11 protein-coding genes are annotated in these 18,395 nt (G+C 49.0%); 3 read left to right on the top strand and 8 right to left on the bottom strand.

What is annotated here, in order from left to right; translation table 11 throughout:
- Together LDL35_RS02150 and LDL35_RS02155 are read right to left on the bottom strand one after the other, a co-directional pair.
- On the bottom strand, positions 1-1,506 hold a 1,506-nt coding region (locus LDL35_RS02150), incomplete at its 3' end, for a hypothetical protein (RefSeq protein WP_304019036.1).
- 263 nt (positions 1,507-1,769) lie between these two features.
- Positions 1,770-7,811: a DUF3320 domain-containing protein gene (locus LDL35_RS02155; RefSeq protein ID WP_304019038.1), complete on the bottom strand. Its 6,042-nt coding sequence runs from the start codon at positions 7,809-7,811 to the stop codon at positions 1,770-1,772.
- A 330-nt stretch (positions 7,812-8,141) separates the two neighbouring features.
- On the opposite strand from LDL35_RS02155, the gene LDL35_RS02160 reads away from it, so the two are divergent.
- Positions 8,142-8,972 (top strand): DUF6293 family protein, encoded by an 831-nt coding sequence (locus LDL35_RS02160; protein WP_304019040.1) that lies wholly within the window; start codon positions 8,142-8,144, stop codon positions 8,970-8,972.
- Between the two features lie 101 nt (positions 8,973-9,073).
- Positions 9,074-9,589, top strand: a complete 516-nt coding sequence (locus LDL35_RS02165; protein WP_304019042.1) for a hypothetical protein — start codon at positions 9,074-9,076, stop codon at positions 9,587-9,589.
- A 3-nt stretch (positions 9,590-9,592) separates the two neighbouring features.
- Here LDL35_RS02165 and LDL35_RS02170 read toward each other — a convergent pair whose 3' ends face one another.
- The 5 genes from LDL35_RS02170 to LDL35_RS02190 all read right to left on the bottom strand — a co-directional run bounded on the left by LDL35_RS02170 (position 9,593) and on the right by LDL35_RS02190 (position 14,942).
- The gene (locus tag LDL35_RS02170) at positions 9,593-10,732 is read right to left on the bottom strand and encodes a tetratricopeptide repeat protein (protein WP_304019044.1); all 1,140 of its coding nucleotides are present in this window, start codon (positions 10,730-10,732) and stop codon (positions 9,593-9,595) included.
- A 10-nt stretch (positions 10,733-10,742) separates the two neighbouring features.
- Complete coding sequence (locus LDL35_RS02175) at positions 10,743-12,197, bottom strand: NAD(P)/FAD-dependent oxidoreductase (protein ID WP_304019046.1); 1,455 nt, start codon at positions 12,195-12,197, stop codon at positions 10,743-10,745.
- A gap of 106 nt (positions 12,198-12,303) precedes the next feature.
- A complete protein-coding gene (locus tag LDL35_RS02180) occupies positions 12,304-13,509 on the bottom strand; it encodes a sorbosone dehydrogenase family protein (protein WP_304019047.1) in 1,206 nt (401 codons plus the stop codon).
- Between the two features lie 149 nt (positions 13,510-13,658).
- Positions 13,659-14,411: a 4Fe-4S binding protein gene (locus LDL35_RS02185; RefSeq protein WP_304019050.1), complete on the bottom strand. Its 753-nt coding sequence runs from the start codon at positions 14,409-14,411 to the stop codon at positions 13,659-13,661.
- Between the two features lie 36 nt (positions 14,412-14,447).
- On the bottom strand, positions 14,448-14,942 hold the full coding sequence (locus LDL35_RS02190; protein ID WP_304019052.1) for a protease inhibitor I42 family protein: 495 nt from the start codon (positions 14,940-14,942) through the stop codon (positions 14,448-14,450).
- A gap of 178 nt (positions 14,943-15,120) precedes the next feature.
- Here LDL35_RS02190 and LDL35_RS02195 point away from each other — a divergent pair, with 178 nt between their 5' ends.
- A complete protein-coding gene (locus LDL35_RS02195) occupies positions 15,121-17,223 on the top strand; it encodes a methyl-accepting chemotaxis protein (protein ID WP_304019054.1) in 2,103 nt (700 codons plus the stop codon).
- A 7-nt stretch (positions 17,224-17,230) separates the two neighbouring features.
- Here LDL35_RS02195 and LDL35_RS02200 read toward each other — a convergent pair.
- On the bottom strand, positions 17,231-18,395 hold a 1,165-nt coding region (locus LDL35_RS02200; protein WP_304019056.1), incomplete at its 5' end, for a hypothetical protein.

Here is an 18,395-nt window from a genome sequence, read left to right on the forward strand (position 1 = left end):
CAGTTCAAAATATGCATCGCGGTATCGATCCTGCTCAAGAAGCGTCCGGACATACATATTCACTGCAGGCCGGGAATCAGGATAATTCGTGAGAACATCCCGTGTGATTCCCTCGGCATCGTGCAGGCAACCGACCGACCTGAATGCAATGGCACGGATAAGACAGAAATCCGGCTCTTTTGAATCTGCAAACCGTTCGGATATGAGAACGGCATCTGTCCCCCGGTTTGCCAGAATGTAACAGAAACAGAGAAAAGCCTGATACTCCGGAGCTCCGCTTGCATGAGCAAGAACCTCAAAGGGAGGTATCGCGGCATCCATGCCATCGGTCATGAATAATTCAAGGGCCAAAGACTCAGGCGTCTCTTCTGACGGGGGCTTGAAATAACCGGCAGACTTCATGTGAAGCAGGGAGAACATCATATTCGTCCGGTCCCTCACTGCTGCGGTTATCAGATCCCTGATGGCCTCCCTGATCCTGCCTGATGAATACCGGGCTGATGCTTTCAGATAGATTACTTTCCATGCATCGTTTTCCTTCTCACCTGTCTCTGCCAGTCTGATCAGATCGTCATACCGGCCGGTGAAATACAGCGATGAAAGGTAGGGGATGAAGAGATCTGCGTCATCCGGAGATGATTTTAATGCAGATTCGAGAAAACCTGTGGCTTCTTCATATCTGCCTGATTTCAGGAGCTCTTCAGCCCTGAATACGGGAGCGGCCTCGGGATGAACAGGTCCATAAAAGCCATAGATATCCTGCCTGATCTCAAAAGCCTCATCATCTCTTCCACATTCGGTCAGGAGATGAGCAAGATCAACTTTTGACTGCATATCCTGGGGCTGGTCCTCACATGAAGCCCGAAGAAAGGTCTCTGCAGCACTGATGTCCCCTGATCTCCATGCTACTATCCCTTTTACATAGGGAACCAGGGGCTTTTTATCTCCCTCCTCTTCAACGGCTGCCATGATCTCTGCGGCTGCAGATACCTCCCCTTTATGAATGAGAGCGAGAGCTTTGAGTGCATGGATTATCGCCATAAATCCGGTGGCATCCGGGGTGTCACCCAGCTGGGATTGTATCCCGTCACAATATTCAATGGCCAGATCCGGGTTTCCGGTGAAGATATGGCAGATACTGATGAGGAGTTTTCGAATGCCGGCAAGACCGTTGGACATGAATTCATACTGCTGAAAAACCGAGAGAGCACTATGATAATACCCCTGGAGCATGAGATTTCTGCCCAGTTCATCCCTGAACTTCTCTTCAAAGGGATTCTCCCGGTAGATCTGATATAATTGCCGTAACGCCTCATCATGACGTTTCAGGTACGAAAGAACGATGGATCTCAGGAAGAGGAGATAGAGATTACCCTTCCAGACAGACAACCCTACGTCAACCTGAGTAAGGGCCTGGTCATATGCCTCTGCATCAAGAAGAGCCGTAACCCGGGTGATCAGAAAATCAAACCAACTGCGTCCTTCCTGTTCAGGTATATCTTCCATCTTCCTTCCTCCGTGTATTATTCTTCGACGTTAAAAATTATATATATTCGCTTACAAAATTATGCAAAACTATACATAATTATACACATGCCCATGATTTCGATCTCATCGCCCGGATAAACCAGGGGAGATCGTCAGACAACCGGGTCAGGGTATGGATCTCTTCTTACAATGCTTCAGGGAGATATAGAGATTTCCTATAAAATTTGAAAGAATTTATAGGAATATGCAGGGGTTGAAAAGGGAGGGTGTTTGCACTCTGATCAGTCAGGGGGAACATACACCAGTTCATCTCCCTGACACCGAACTTCGCCGCGATCCATAAGAAGGGCAATCCCCTGTTCTATCCTGGTCTCAAGAGCAGGGTTCATCCGTTTTATTCCAAACAGGGATCCGATTGTGCGGGTTAAAGTACTGATGCTCATCGATCCCGTCTGTTTCATCAGATGGATGATCGCGTTGGAATACTCATACATTGAGATCTCATCCGCTTTTCTCTGCCAGGGATCTCCTGCCGGGTGGGAGCGGAAGGTCACATATTCCAAAAAAGCCTGATGATCGGACCAGAAAAAGATCTGGTGTCCTTCTGTCTCCCGGTGGAAGGGAAGCGATAGGAGCAGAGATTCTATTTTCTTCTTTACGGGTGCGGTTTTCCGGGTGATCTGCCAGTGGGGGAGAAGACGTGCAATACAGATGTCACGGGGGACAGGACCTTCTACTGCCACTATCTCCTGTAAAACCCGGATGATATCTTCGTCACAGGTTCCGCTCAGCAGATCATCCTTTGTTCCCAGGACCTCATATCCCACATACGCAACATACCAGATCTCTGGGAATTTCAACGGGGGAGGGATGGGGTGTGGAAGGGGCGATCGTGCGAACGATTTTGCTTCGGATGTTGGATATCCCCAATCGACGGAGATCCCATGCTCATCATCATCCTGTTGGATCTCATCCTCTCCCTGAAGGTCATCCTCACATTTCTCCTCCGGTTCCTCGCCCTCATCCGGACAGTAGAGCATCGTCTCCGGTGCATACTCACTCCTGATCTCTTCGATGATCTGGATGATGCGATGCAGCTCAACCTCCTGCTCATCCCACCAGTCGGTGGACCATATCCGGTGAATGTTCCAGCCAAGGGTATGCAGGACAAAAAAGGTGAGAACGTCACGGTCACGGGCTGATTTTGCCTCCTGGTACCGGGGTCCGTCACATACAATACCAAGAATATACCGTCCAGGCAGGTCAGGGTCCAATACTGCAACATCGATCCGGTATCCACCGCAACCGACATGCGTATGGACTTCATACCCCTGATCTGTGAGGGATTGTGCAACTTCTGACAAAATGGGCAGGGGATCCGTCTCCATCTCCCTGATACATGTCTCTGCAATCGCTTTCGGCCCTTTTTCAGCGAATTCGAGGAATGATTTCAGAAGCACGACACCCATCCGTCTGGTCCGGGACAGGTCAATGTGCTCCGGAGTCATCGAGGAGAATACCTTAATCTCTTTCCGAGCCCTGGTAATTGCCACATTCAGCCGCCGTTCTCCCCCGTCACGGTTCAGCGGCCCGAAATTAAGGGAAACCCTGCCCGATTTGTCAGGACCATATCCGACAGAGAAGAGAATGACATCCCGTTCATCGCCCTGAACATTCTCAAGGTTTTTGATAAAGACCGAATCAGGACGATCATCGCTGAAGTATGGTTCTATATGAGGTCTTATCCGCCGCTCCTTCTCCAGAAGCGTCCGAATGAGATCCTGCTGCCGTTCGTTAAACGTGATCACCCCGATCGAGTCTGATGACGTGGCAGGATCGCAAAGCCGCCGTACTATCTCGCTGACCACCGCTTCAGCCTCTGCCCGGTTTGTCCGGGTATTTCCTGAGTCAAAGATCCCATCAATGTGGACAAGGGAGATGGCAGGGCTGGTATGAGGCGATGGAAATGTCATGAGACGGTTTCGGTAAAAGTGGTAGTTACTAAAGGCGATAAGACTCTCATGCCTGCTCCGGTAATGCCATGAGAGGTACAACTGCGGGATATCTGATGCAATGCACTCATCCAGAATACTCTCGAGATCCAGAGCAGATGTCCTGAAATCATCTCCATCACTCTCATTCATCCGCTGAAAGAGGCTGGTCGGAGGGAGCTGTTTTGGATCGCCAACAATAATGGCAGAATTTCCCCGTGCAATCACCCCAATCGCATCAGATACCGGGATCTGCGATGCCTCGTCAAAGATGACCAGGTCAAACCGGTGGACATCAGGGTCAAGGTACTGGGCAACCGAGATAGGACTCATCAGCATACAGGGCTTTAATCGCGGGAGTATTGTGGGAATACTCTTAAAGAGACTCCTGACCGGCATGTGACGCCGCTGCAGGTGAATCTGATGACGCAAAACCCCAAGTTCCTCCTTCTCTGCCCCTTCACCCCGTGGGATCCGTGCAGATAGTCTGGCCTCTATCTCCTTTCTGGTCAGGTAGGTGAATGTCTCATCAATCTCCCTGAATTTTTCGATGGAATCCTCAAACTTCGGGCGGTAAAATTCCTTCAGCACCGGGTCCTGTTCACGAATTCCGTCTACCCAGTTCTGGTAATAACTCCGGAGCAGCAGATCCTCAATCTGGGAATGGGCAAGTGTTGCATCCTCATACCGCCTGATAACCGGTGAATACCCCTTCTCCTCCGCTATCTGCCTGATCCGGTTCCACTGACACCAGCTCTTCAGCTCTGACGTCTCCTTCTCCCATCCCTGAACCGTTGCTGCCTGGGCGCTGAGAAGATCGGTCACTGTTTGCTGCGGCCAGAGTATCAGAGGGTCATACTGCAGCAGATCGGCAAGGGATGATCCGTCATGGTCATACTGGTGTAATGCATCCTCATATTCAGAGAACTGCTGCCGAATCAGCCTGGCATCTGACTCATTCATAAGCCGGAATGTCAGATCACTCCAATAGGTGACAAGCCGGACATACCCCTCCTCATCCTCCCTGATGCGGGATGCAGCAGCCGAAACTGCCTCTGCTGACAGGAACAGGTTCTCACAGGTATCAAAGTCCTGATCCTTCTCATTCCAGTGCCGGCCAAAGAACAGGGCAGCACGATCAGAGAAATTCCGGATGATATTATCCAGTTCCTGCATCCGGTGGATCTTCGGGATGTCAAGAGAGAATTCTTCAACCGGTGGAATGCCCATGAGACAATACGGCTGAATATCTGATTGTATCTCCCGGACCAGTGCTTTCCGCCGCAGAAACCAGGCTGATCTCATGCTCTCGATCTTTCCTGAAAGAGAGGTGCAGTCAATCTGGGAGATATCCGGATGGTACCGTTCTGCCAGATAATTCCATATCCTGTTCCGCTCCTTTCCATCCTGGATAAACCCGGCTATCTCTTCACGAATATGCGGGTCCCGAAGAGCAATAAGCAGATCAGGGGAGAGGGCACATCCAACCGTGCTGATTAGCCGGTATATCGGGATAATCTCGGTGAGAATTGACGGAGGAGATGCCGGATCAATTCCCAGAACATCACACAGAATTGGAAAGAGGGAGGAGAGTTTCTCAACAGAGGATCTGAACTGTCCTAGCCCCGTCTCCACTGCCGTCTTCCACCTGACACTCCACTCTGTGCAGTGTACCCCTGCCCAGACATTATCCCGTGGATGGACGATCTGCCCGGTAATGATCCTTGTATTATGAATAAATGCCTTAATATCCTGTAGCGTTTCCCTGGTACAATCAGATGCATCCGGCCATGAAAGCGGTATATGCTCAACATTTCGAAGACGAATAAGACGCTCGAGCCCCTGGTAGAAACTCTCCCCGGTGCTCCTGACTGAATGAAGGGCATGGACATAGGAGTTCAGCCCGGCCCGAAGGTCTGCCAGATACCCGGCATACAAAGACCAGTCATCAGGAGCAGGCAATTCATCCAGGGAAAGGACCTCTTCAAACTGGCGCAATACCTCCCGTTTATGGCTCTTGTTTGAGTGAAGTTCAAGGCAGAATGGTGCAAGACCGGACTCTTTCAGACGGCTGTGAACCACATCAAGGGCCACCCTCTTTTCAGACACAAATAATACTGTCTTCCCAAGAGCCAGGCAATGGGCGATGATATTGGTGATGGTCTGCGACTTGCCGGTCCCCGGTGGTCCATGGAGGACAAAAGTCTTCCCTTCCCCGGCAGCAATGACCGCAGCAAGCTGTGACGAATCAACACCAACCGGACAGAACGCATCTCTAGGCTGCACCGCTGAGTCAAGGGTTGCCGGCTTTCGGAATGATCCATCCTTCGGGAACGGAAAGAGGTGGGGGTCCACGAGGTTACTTACCAGGGCATTCTCCATGAAGGCTTCTGCATGGGTAGAGAGATCCCGCCACATGAGATACTTGAGGAAGGTGAAGTGACCGATGACTGCCGTGTTCAGGACCTCATATCTGGGCAGATTCTTCACACTCTTCCTGAACTGGTGCAGAACTGCAGCAACATCAACCCCATGCTCATCCATCGGAAGTGGGTCGATGGAGGGTATCTCAATCTGGAAATCCTGGTACAGTCGCTCCAACAGGGTAGTGTTGACCCGGGGTTCATCATCCCCCATACGGATCGAGAACCCGGCAGTCACATCTTTTCGGGTAATTTCAAGGGGTATGAGCAGGATGGGTGCATGAAGGGGGGGGTCGGAGCTCTCTGTCTCATACCAGATCAGGGTCCCGAGTGCAAGGTAGAGGGTTTCTGCTCCGCTCTCTTCCAAAGACTTCTTCGCCTGGGTATAGAGATTGTACAGTCTCTTGCTCAGTTCCTTCTCCGATATCTGACAGTATAACCGGTTTCTGTCCAGCTCCTCGATGAAATACCCGAACAGGGGATCATGCGGGAGCAGGGAGGAGGAATTGAGGACCCCTCCGGTATGATCAAAGTGATGAACATGAAACGCCCTCCCTTCTGATACCGCATCCTTCAGCCGCGTGAGATCCGGAGTCAGAAGCGTGAGATGAGACACGGAATTATGCATATTCAGCAGGTGGTTTCGGAGTGTGAGATCAAGGAGATTATGCATCCACCGTTCGAGCCGGGGGTAGCAGGATCGTTTCTTCTCAGACGGAAGGAAAGGCAGAGGCGGATGAATCTCCTTAGGAGGAGCAGGGATAAAGCCGCCAGATCTCTTCCCCTCAGGGAGGATATCCGGCTCTCTTCTCCGGTCCTGATCATCCGGTATCGGGGTTTCATCGGAAACTGCGAGGTCTTCTGCCCACACCGGAAGAGGAATGATGTTATATCTCCCATTTCGTGAGGTTTTGACATCAATAGCACAGAAAAAACCCTGACTCTCAGAGAGGTTACCGGCTCCACTGGTCACAGACATCTCAAAAGGAACCGGGGTATCAGACGTCGCCGTCACCACGTCAAGAACGAAAATTTCACCAAGTTCCACCCTCTTTCTGATGGGAAGAGAGGCTTCAATGACCACATCGCTGAAGGTGTCAGGAATCAGCCAGCATCCGGCAAAGGCATGGCCCTCGGTGATACATATGAGGGGATGAAGACCGATTCGCTCAAGACATCCGGCATACAGAAGGGAGAGATCAAGGCAGTTCCCCATCCGGTCCCCGATTATCGTATCTGCAAGCCTGACCTTCTGTCCTTCCTGTTCAAATCCGGCTTCAGGTGTCGCATACTTGATATGCAGATCCTGCAGTGCAGCATAGACCGCCGCCGCCATCTTCCTGACCCGGTTGCTGTCACGAGTCTGATACCCGGTCAGTGAAGAGTCCTTCGTCCACGTATACAGGATATCCTGTGCCTTTTGCACGATTGTAGTAATTTCAGGACTGTTCGGGATGATAAACGCAGATATGAGTTCAGGAACTGACCGAAGACCACTCCATTGATCATAGGCAAGAATCCTCACCGGGTATGACTGAATGAGAAGCGATCTTCCCTTATGCGAGATCTCAACCGTGAATGAACCATGAACCGGAGAGACGACCTCTCTGAAAAACGCATGACGAAGGATGAGGGGAATCGTATAAATGGTGAAGGTCTCCCCAGGTGAGATCTTTGAAATGATGATCTCATACGGATCAGAAAAAGAGGGATCTGAGGTGATGCCAAGACGTAAGGAATTCCAGGGAGTATCTGTCAGGTTCCCGACCTTTATCCGCTTGATGACAGGAATCCGGTTCTGCTGGACCGCATAGCTGATCGCCGAATCATACTCAACGATGAGAGAGAGGGGAGATGACCTGTCAGGTATACTCTGCTGATCTGGCGGAAATTCCTCAGTATTCACCATATCACCATTCTGGTCATACGAGAAGGATCATGTTCACATCGGCATCGCGGCTGTCGGTACCGGCTATATTGATCTGGTTTGTTGCGGGTGTTTATGCTTTCGAAAAAACCGGATACCATCAGAATGAATTCTGATATCAGGTAGAATGTATTCCCCTGCACGGGGATTTGTGTGTCAGGTGGGAGAATGTGGTGAACAGGAGTTCATATGATGGATGGTAGGTTATGCAGGGGATAATAGTAGTATCCATAAAGAGATATATGAATATACGCGTATGAACATATTGAGCATTATGAGCATTGTGAACATATCTGATTCACGGGTGAATACATGACTCCTGCTACTGAAAACCTTGAGCAACTGGTCCACATCATCCCAATCGGCTATGAGATAGACCGGGTGATCACCCCGTTCCAGGAGATAAAAGCCCACCGCGTCCACCTCATCTCGATGGATGACCTGACAAAATATGATAACCCAAACGAACATGCACTGACATCCAGACAGCATGGGTTTGATGAGCGGAACCGTGCGATTCTGGAGAAGAAGGGGATAGAGGTGGAATTACACCGGATTGACATGTTTGACATCATTGAAGTCATGAAGACTATCTCCGGGCTTATTGTCAAGGAGAAGAAGATGAGGAACCGCGTCTATGTCAATATGTCCGCCTGTGGAAAGATCGCCTGCGTCGGGGCCACCCTTGCTGCCATGATCCATAATGTCAGGTTATACTATGTCAGGGCCAGCCGGTACTCATCAACAAAGAAAGAACAGAATGAACACGGGCTGTCGATATGTGATGAGGTGAAGGTATGGCAGCTTGAGAATTTCAGGTTTGCACTCCCTGATGAATCATCACTCCTCCTTCTCAATTATCTTGCGAATAGTGATGATGTACTCTCCTGTGATGATCTCATCCGGTACCTCCATTCGATGCACGTTGACGGCTTTGAAGAGGATTACTGGAATTATGCATATGAAAAGAGGAGAAAAGTGCAGACCAGATACCTGATGAAACTGCAGAACCGGTACTTAAGTAAACTGGACGATGCCGGGTACATCAAACGAAAAAAGGTCGGCAGGAATACAGTGGTAAAACTGACCAAGACCGGAAGGTATGTTGCGGCTGTGAGCGGAATAGGTGGAGATACTCAGTAAATACACCCGGAACAGGACGGCCGATAAGAAGATAATTAATTCCTCTCATCTAAAAATTTCTGATGAAAAAATTTCTTTCGCTCATGATTCTGTGTGTACTCATGATGGCAATTCACGGATCATCTGTCTGTTTCGCCGCCGAAACCCCACGGCTGGTAGATTATTCATTGGACCGGTTCAACAAGGCCCCTGACCTTGTCAACACCGAACTGGACCGTATGAATAAATCACCGGTTCTGGTCGATACAGCACTGGATAGGTTTAATAAGACATCAAATCTGGTGGACACAGACCTTGAACGGTTCAATAAAACTCCTGAACTTGTGGATACCAGACTTGATCGGCTGAATAAGGCACCTGTCTTTGTCAATACCGAACTGGATCGGTTTAATAAGACACCGCAACTGATAGATACAGAACTTGATCGGCTAAACAAAGCAATAGAACTTGTGAATACCGAACTGGACAGGTTTAATAAGACACCACAATTGATAGATACAGATCTCGATCGGTTAAACAAGGCAATGGAACTTGTGGATATCGAGCTGGATCGGTTTAATAAAAATTTTGATCTGGTTGATACTGAACTGGATCGGTTCAATAAGACCCCATACTGATAATTATTTTTTTATGAACCTGGTTCTCCACCCTTTTCTCATCTGAGGTTTATTCATCTTCAGATGTTCAGAAGGGATCAAGAGAGCCAGATTACCCATGGCGATCTTATTTCCAGGTTCAAGTGCCAGCACCCGCATCGACATCTCTCGTGACTTGTCGTTTTTGTCAAGGAACCGGTATAACGTTCCAAGGTTATTCAAACCGATAACATAATCCGGTTTCAGCGCTACAGCACGCTCTAAATCCTTCAATGCTGCCTCAAATTTTTCCAGCTGCATATATGCAATTCCCCGGTTCCCAAGGGCAGTCACATCCTCAGGATTATGCTTCAGGATCAATGTTAACCATTCAATCCCTTGGTTCCACTGACCCATCTTTATATAAGAAAGTGCAACTCCATGGAATGGACCAATATCTCCCTGAGAAAGGGAACATGATCTTTCATATGCCAGAGCAGCATCCCTGAATTTCCTGTTATGATAAAGGATATCCCCATAGGTTTTCCATGTCCCAGGAAGATGAGGGGAGATTTTTGTCGCCTGCGCTGCGGTCTTCTCTGACTCTTTTACCCTGTCCAGAGCATATAGTACCTCCGCTTTTGATGCCAGTATCAAACCGTCATTTGGATACAACAAGAGGGCTTTTTCAAGATCCGAAAGGGCCTCTTTATACTTTCCAGACTCCTCAAGAATACAAGCCCGCCCCTGATACCCCCTGGTGATATCAGGGTTATACTGAATTGCCTTTTCAAAGAAGGAAAGAGCCTCCTCTGATCTTCCCATGGAATGCAGCGTATACCCGAAGTTGACAAGTGCAAAATCATGGCGGGGATCTATCCGCAACGCCTGCTCCAATACCTCTATCGCCTCTGATGATCTCATAAGGCTGTTCAGACACGCAGCCTTTGTCGTCAGGGCATCCATGGACTCCGGATTTAGAAGGAGGATGTGATCCAATGTTTTCAATGATTCTTCGGGTTGATTATTAAACTGCTGAAGTACTGCTTTTTGATATAAAAGTGATTCTGATGTAGGATCCTGGGAGAGTTCCTTATCTATGATAGCAAGAGCGCCACCAACATTTCCTTTCATCAGTTCCTTCTGAATAGTTTCAGGCCATTGAATTGAATAATAGATCTCCATGTATCTCTCTCTAATAAACGAACTTCTTTCCGAGATCTGAACACATCTGTTTCACCGCTTTTCTCCCGCTCAGGACAGCTCCTGGTATTCCCCCGCCCGTGACAACCCACTGACCGGCCATGGAAAACCCGGAGAGACCGGGGAGTATCTGTGGCAGATCCAGGAAGAAGGAGTCAGGGGTGACCTGCCAGCCCTCATAACTTCCTTTCCAGTTCCCGGTATACCTGACAAAAGTCATGGGTGTTGCTACATCCATAATCTCACATCTTTCAGATAAATCTGGGTACTGCTGACATAAAAGGGTGAATACTTCTCTTCCGACATTATCCTTTTCTATCCGGTAGGTTTCACTTTGGTATGGCAACCGGTCCCAGTACGAGTAATCTGCAGTAATCCATGTCGTAATAACTCCTTTCCCTGGTGGATAGAGGGTGGGATCATGGACATGGTTCCTGTAACTGATGGTATCCTGCTTCACTCCGGCAATCTCAACCGGATTGTCAAACAGTATGGTCAGATCCTTGGGGATATGGGAGAGATCTGTATTCAGCCCGAATGAGATGAAGACGATCGGGGGGAATGGTTTCAGGTTCTGGTAATAGCCTCGGATGGTGTCATCACAGTATGCTCCCTTCAGCCAGTCAAAGATCGTGGTATGCCCGTCGGCACAGGAGATGACGTAGTCAGCATACCGTTCTGTCCCGTCTGCAAGTCTGACCCCCTTTGCCCGGTTTTTTTCGGTGATGATTGCGGTTACCTTGCTCTTGTACCGAATGGTCCCGCCAAGGTCCCGGTATCGTTTCTCAATTGCCTCTGCACATGGCAATGATCCTCCAATCGGATATCCGGCATTTTTTGCCCCCTGCATAGCAAGACCCATAAGCGGAAAGAACATCGACTGCCCTTCCCATCCAAACCCTGCCGTGAGAAGATCTCGAAGTACCGGGCTTTTCACTTCTGACAGAACATCATGAACCGTTGGCTTATACCGTTTCATCAGGCTGAAATAAGGGATATACCGGATGATATCAAGAATGGTCATGTCAACCGATGTCTCCATCCGGCTGAGTTTTTGGATATCCTTGCAGAGCCGGGAGATGAAGGGTTTGTCGTCCGGTGATATCCGGATCAGCTCCTCGTATAACCTCTCAGGATCCGTGTAGAGTGTTATCTCGTTCCCATGCCCATCACGAACAGTTGCCCATGAATCAGGATGATGAAACCTTCTGCCCTCCATCAGTCCGAGTTTGTCATAGACCTGGTACAGGGCAGTCCCTGGTTTTGAGCCGCAGAGCCAGTGGATACAGAGATCAAAGGTATACCCCTTCCGGTTCCACGCGGTACACAGGCCACCGGGGATTGTATGCATCTCCAGGATCTCTGTCTCAAATCCGTTCATCCTGGCAAAACAGCCAGCAGAGAGCCCTGCCATCCCGCCACCGATAATCAGAACTGACGGAGCCATATGGTATAGGGATAGGTGATGATGGATGATATTGGCTATGATGGATATGACTCAGTTCTCTATGTATTCAAAGGCCTGATAAATAAAAGAGGGAATGGTTGGACAATCACCCGGTATACCTGACCAGATAAATCACCCCGTTCATATCATCAGAGATGAGCATTGATCCATCGGGAAGAATCTCAACATCGACCGGCCTTCCATACACCTTCCCATCCCTTAGCCATCCTTCGATAAACGGCTGATAAGAGGTAGCAGTTCCATTCTGTATTGTGACCTCAGTGATCCTGTACCCGATAGGATCTCGTCGGTTCCACGACCCATGCTCAGCAATGAAGATCGAACCTGCATACCTGTCAGGAAACATACCTCCCGGATAAAACCGCATCCCAAGTGAGGCAACATGCGGCCCAAGGTCCTGTGCCGGGGGCGTGCAATTCACGCAATTATCCGGAGCAACGGAGCCGAATTCAGGATCTGCAATATCTTGTCCATGGCGATACGGATACCCAAAGAACATCCCCTTTTCAGGTGCATGATTCAGTTCATCAGGAGGGAGATCGTCACCGAGCATATCACGGCCATTATCCGTAAACCAGAGATCACCAGTCCGGGGATCCCAGTCAAAGCCAACGGTGTTCCGGATTCCATGTGCAAAGATCTCACGATTGCTTCCATCAGGTCTCATCCGGTGAAGGGCAGCATACCGATCATCGGGAGGGAGACAGATATTGCAGGGTGCACCTACCGGGATATAGAGCATCCCATCCGGACCAAATCTGATAAATTTCCACCCATGAGCAGGATCAGATGGAAATGCGGTGCTAATGATTACCGGTTCAGGAATCGTTGGAAGGGACGTCACAATACCAGGAAACTTGAGAATCCGGTGAATCTCTGCAACATAGAGATCCCCATCGAGCAGGGCGACGCCATTCGGAGCATGAAGGCCGGTCGCAACCGGGATGAGCATCTCTGCAACGCCATCCTTATCAGTATCACGGACTGCATAGACCGAATCTCCCCTGGTACCGACAAAAAGAGTCCCATCAGGACTGTATGCAAGAGAGCGGGCACCCGGAATACCGGTCGCAAAAATGGAGACAGAAAACCCTGGGGGGACAGAGAGCTGTCTGATTATATGGTCATACGAGCTGGTGGCAGACGTCCCGGCTCCCCCGGAGAAGAGGTTACTCTCACCTGATCCTGCAGGATTTTGGAATACGGCTTGAGAGAAAAACAGGATACACAGGAGAACAAACCCGGCCAGGAGAATTACCAGGAATGTCCGCTCACGGATATGAGAGAACATACACCGGTATCACACGGAGGGATAATCAAAATACCGGTTACCGGTGTACTCATTCTGAGTTTTTTAAAACTTCTGATGAGCTATCAGTGACCAGACCGGTTAATTTCCCAAAGCCCCTTCCTGAAAAAAATCAGGGGAGATTGTCTTTTTCACCCGGTTATACTTTTTTTCCGGTCTGGCCTGCCAAAAGAGAACCTGATCACATCTTTAGGACAGGCATCAATACAGGCTCCGCACAGGATACATTCAGCCTGTTCCATCCGGCCCTGTTCGACCATGGAGAGGACATCAAGCGACTGGGAGCATTCCTTTGTGCACCGGCCACAGCTGATACAGTCTTCTGAATGAGCGGTCAGCTGAAGACCGGGAAGACCTATGGCATTCCGGATCTTCCTGCCGACGATCATAAGGACCGATATCGGACAGAAGAGATGGCACATCCCTCTTCTCCCAAGGAACAGTGCGATTGCCGTGATGATAAAGAGGATTACAATAAACACGGTCAGTTCAATAGGGCCTGCTACCGAGAGGCCATTGGTTGTCTGATAGAATGGCTCAATTGAAGTTATCCCTCCTGCCCTGATGAAGAAGGCAAGCAGCATGAGGATCCAGAGGACAAAGAGTCCGTACCTGAACCGGTCTATCCAGGGGTTTGTTACCCGCTTTCCCTGCACCTCACGGGCCAGGTCCTGAAGAGAGCCAAAAGGACAGATCCACCCGCACCATAATCTTCCGCCTATCAGGGAAAACAGGAAGATAAAGGTGAATATGATGGCACTCCCGGTCACTATTCCAGACGCGGCTCCTTCAATGATGAGAACCGGTGAGAGGTAAAAGAAAGTGACGGGGAGGAGGAGGAATGAGATCAGAAGGATCAGACGTCTGATTTTTTGCTGGTTCATACACCACCCATTCTCAGTTTTTCAGGATCAGGCATGTTACTCTACCACACTGTATCGCTGGATATAGGTTGTATCTGCATCGGATGGTGGTTCCCAGGATCGGCGGTATACTCCGGTAAAGGTCTGGTCTCCAGGGGCAATGGCCTCAAGGGTCCACATATGCACCCCTCCGGCTCCAACAATCTGCTTATTCTCAGGGCCGATGAAGGTGTCGTTCACTATGGCAAGACCTTCGGATACAGACACATTCCAGGTGTATCCGGTTGTCGGGTTCTCCTTTAACGTTACCTTGGTCATCTCTCCTACCTTCAGCTGGACAGGAGACTCGTTATCAGTCTTGTTCTGGAGCACGGCTATCTCCTCTTCAAAGGAAAGCGGGATATCAGGTTCAGATTCAGTGTCTGTCTCCGATGGAACCGGAGTATTCTCGGGCACTACAGGGTTTTGAGCAGGATTGCTGGAAGTTCCGGTGCATCCACAGATACATACCGCTCCGGTCAGAAGCAGGATGATGAAAAGATACGAATTCATGTACTACATTCACTTCAGGGAGAGCAAAAATCTGTCGGTATCAGGAAGAGAGAAGAAATAGGGTAAAACACGGGGGATGAACAGTGGATCAGATATTTGAAGATAGCACATGACACGATAAATGTATGTCGATCATAATAAGAATTATTTATTATGGTTCGGTGGTAATCCATTATGAATGACCGAGAGCAAAGACCGCAGGATAGATCCTGATATCCTGCAGACTCTCCTTGACCAGAATCCGGTTGCAATGGCCCAGTTTGATACCCAGTTTCATTTTGTTTACGCAAACCAGGCATTTTGTGATCTCTCCGGAATCCCTTTTGAAAAACTCATCGGGACCAGGATTTCAGACCTGAAGATCTTAAAACTGGAAGGGGAAGGATCCAAAGCTGCCATCGAACAGAAACGAAGAGGGAAGGCCCGGATAGAAGTTGAATTTCCATCCGGATTTAAAATACTGAACGGCTATACCATCCCGGTTCTGGACGCACAAAAAAATGTCACATCTGCTCTCGGGGTTTATACAGATATTACGGCAGAAGAGTGGGAAAAACTGAAGACTACCCAGATAATTGAGAATAATCCCATACCATTTCTGCTGTTAAAGACTGACCTGACCATTGAAGGAACCAACACGGCATTTTTAAAAATGACCGGGTATACCACGGACCAGTTATTAAGGATGAATCTTGCCGATTTTAAGATTCTGAAACTGGAAGGAAAATCTGCTCGGGATTGTATTGCATCAAAAAAAGAGGCTATCAGCGATACATTCATTGAGTTCCCATCAGGAAAGAAACATATCAGGATCTATTCCATCCCGCTTCTTGATGAGAAGAACGAAGTAAACTCAGTTCTCATCACCTGTGTTGACCTGACCCCCCAGAGACGGCTGGCTGAATATCAGCAGACAGAAGTTGAACGTCTTGCACAGAACCTTCAGAACCTGGCAAAGGGAGATCTACACTTTGATCTGACCACCGGTCAGGCAGATGAATATACAAAAGAGGCCCATGGACAGTTTGCCACCATCCAGGAGAACCTGAAATCAGCAGGTGAGAACCTGACCGGAGTAACCAAAGAGATGGATCGGCTCATCCAGGCGATAACAGCAGGAAACCTGAAAGTCATGGGAGAGGCAGATAAATTTGCCGGCACATATCAGGAGATCATAAACGGCCTGAACAGAGTCATAAAGACGGTTGATGTCCAGGTATCTGGAGCAATTGTCCTCTCCGGTGAGTATGCAAAAGGAAATTTCTCGGTTATCCCCCCGAATATCAAAGCTGAAGGGGACTTTCTTATCTTAAAGGAGGCACTGATGGACATCGGAGTCCAGGTCTCTGCAGTGCTGAAAGAGATAGATAGGGAGATGGAAGAACTCACAACCAGGGCTGAGGAAGCAAATGCCGGAGTGAAGGATGTTGCAGAAGGCTCGGCCATGGTAGCAAAGAATGCCGCAGAGGTTGGCAGCCAGAGTGAACGGGGGAAACAGAATATCGATCAGGTCCTCCGGGCCATGATGGATCTCTCGGCAAATGTGGAGGAGGTGGCATCAAGCACCGAATCGGTCAGCAGGGTCACGCATGACACCGATGAACTCTCCAAGAAAGGGGTTGATCTTGCACATAATGCAGAAAACGGTATGAAAGGGATCATGGCATCCTCCGGTGAGGTGGAGCGGATCATCACTGAAATTAAGGGTGAGATGGCACAGATAGGAAAGATAGTCAATGTTATCACGGACATTGCAAGCCAGACCAACCTTCTTGCCCTCAATGCCGCCATTGAAGCAGCCCGTGCCGGTGAAGCAGGACGGGGATTTGCCGTTGTTGCAAGTGAAGTCAAAGCCCTGGCACTTGAATCACGGCGGTCTGCAGAAAATATTGCAGAGATGATCACCAGTCTGCAGAAAAAGTCTGATGAAGCAGCAAAGGCTATGGACCAGGCAGAAAGTGCCGTTTCACAAGGGAATGAGGCGGTTCTTGAAACCCTGAATATCTTCAACCAGATCGTCGAGTCGGTCGGACAGATTGCCAGAAACATGGATGATGTGTCAAAGACCACCGAGCAGCAGGCGGCATCTGTTGAAGAGATTACCGCAAGTGCTCATGAGGTGAACAGTCTGGTCGGGGAGATTGCAACCGAAGCGATATCCGCAGCATCTGCAGCAGAACAGAGCTCAGCCGGGACAAGCCAGATAGTGACCGTGGTTGAGGATCTGAATAAAATAATTATTGAAGTTTCCAGGGCAATCGGAAAGTTTCAGTATCGATAAAAAAGAATTAAAGTAACTTCATAGTGGTCTGTTCCAGACTCCCAAATCCACTATTAGTTGTGGTCATTGTGGTGATGATCATCTGAATCAGTTTCCCAAACGAATTATACCAAAACTCGGTTGTATAATCATAGCCATTCGTTTTGGTAACAACAATCCCCTCATAATCATTTTTTGTAATACTGCTGATAATTCCGGTATCAGGATCCTGATCAAAGGTACCGGTCCCAAGGTTCATTGCCTCGGGAGGTATAAAAATCCCTCCAATATGGGCCATACCAGATACTGCCGGAGTTGAACTCTGTGATGTGATTATATCCTGCGAGACCGTGGACACTACAAGCGGGACAAAACGGTTTGTCACCGATCCAAAAACATACGTACTGCTTCGGGGATACTGCGCAGGAGGACCTATTTGTCCATCCACCGAGAAAACCTTTGCTCCAGAGTATGATAGATGAAGTCCATCTGTCACCCATGTTGGCATTTTTCCGCCCATCCACGGAACCTGTACAGTCCTGATATTTCGTAAGGCAAATATTGAGTAACTCCCGGACTGGCGCAGATACTGCTCACCCCCATCCTGGAAAAGGGCATTATTCTTAATATCCAGTTTATGATAGAGGAGCATACCGGTCTTCAGATCATATATAATCGTCAGAATTCCGCCAGCCCCATCTGAAGAGAAGTCAAATTTAATTGCTTCATACGCAGTTCCTCCGGTTGAATAGGGTAAATGAGTAACTACAACTGTCTGAGTTGACTTGTCCGCAACTTTAGCAATAACATCAGGATTTACCCAGAACGGGCCACAGCCGGCAGGGTAGACACTCCCATGACTGTACACCAGGTGCATGGTATCATAGGGGGGCTTTGGGGCATATGAATCGGTCGTAACCGCGATGGAATTTCCGCTTATCCCAACAACGGTCAATTGGGTAATGCCAGCTCCAGTCCCGGCATTATCACTTGAAATCGCAAATCCGTATTGATTTACTTCTTCACTGCCATAGGTGACCATGGTATTATAGGAGAACCTGACCCCTTCAGTAACCCAGGAAGGGGCAGGAGCAGTCAGAAGTTCAGGAATGAAGATCGGAAGAGGATTTTCCACGCCTGACACCAGAAGCGGAGATGCAAGTGAGGGGGCAGATACCACAATCGAAGCAAAA

The sequence above is a fragment of the Methanospirillum hungatei genome (assembly GCF_020216685.1).
GTDB classification, from domain to species: domain Archaea; phylum Halobacteriota; class Methanomicrobia; order Methanomicrobiales; family Methanospirillaceae; genus Methanospirillum; species Methanospirillum hungatei_B.